The following is an 845-nucleotide window of genomic DNA, read 5'->3' on the forward strand; positions in this document are numbered from 1 at the left end:
AAGTGGTTCTTACATATCCCGATGACAAAAGAGTACCAAACATTAGATTTCGCAGATGTAAACAACATCGTTGGTGTTGATTTAGGAATCAACTTCCTTGCAACCACTTATGATAGTCAGGGCAAAACAACCTTCTACAACGGAAATATTGTTAAACATAAGCGTGGTAAATTTAAAGCTACTCGTAAGCAATTACAAACACGACAAACACCATCTTCTCGTAAGAAAATAAAACAAATTGGCTCAAGAGAAAACCGTTATGTAACTGATGTAAACCATCAAATTACAAAGGCACTCGTTGAGGCATACCCTAGAGGTACTATGTTTGTTTTAGAAGACTTAACAGGGGTTCGTTCTGCGACAGAGAAAGTACGAGTGAAAAACCGCTATGTTTCTGTATCTTGGGCTTTCTATCAGTTCCGTCAAATGCTTGAGTATAAAGCTGAATTGAATGGACAAAAGGTAATTGTGGTAGACCCCAAATATACTTCCCAAACTTGCCCTAAGTGCGGAAACATTGAAAAAGCGAATCGTAATAAAAAGCTACACACTTTTAAGTGTAAAAATTGCCAATACCAATCAAATGATGACCGTATTGGTGCGATGAATCTACACCGTAAGGGAATTAAGCATATCAGTGTAGTTACCACAGGAGTATAGCTCTTGTGGTAGGGGCGAAGTCAACCGTCCTTATGCTCCACCATACTAAGGTAGGAGAGCATTGCTCGTTCGTACTACTGGGTAGGAATAAGCGTAGTTGCTCTCTATGAGGGTAGAAGCACTGTCGAACTCCGACAGACGCAAGCCCCCACTTCAAACGACCCGTAAGGGTGTTAAGTGGCGGG

At 40.9% G+C, this 845-nt stretch carries 1 protein-coding gene; it reads left to right on the plus strand.

The window, feature by feature from the left end:
- The coding region (locus MR083_RS26660; protein WP_242270093.1) for an RNA-guided endonuclease TnpB family protein at positions 1-660 on the plus strand (660 nt) is incomplete at its 5' end.
- Positions 661-845 lie beyond the last annotated feature (185 nt).

Origin of the sequence: Bacillus cereus group sp. BfR-BA-01408, assembly GCF_022663305.1 — a bacterium.
In the GTDB taxonomy this organism is placed as follows: Bacteria; Bacillota; Bacilli; order Bacillales; family Bacillaceae_G; genus Bacillus_A; species Bacillus_A pacificus.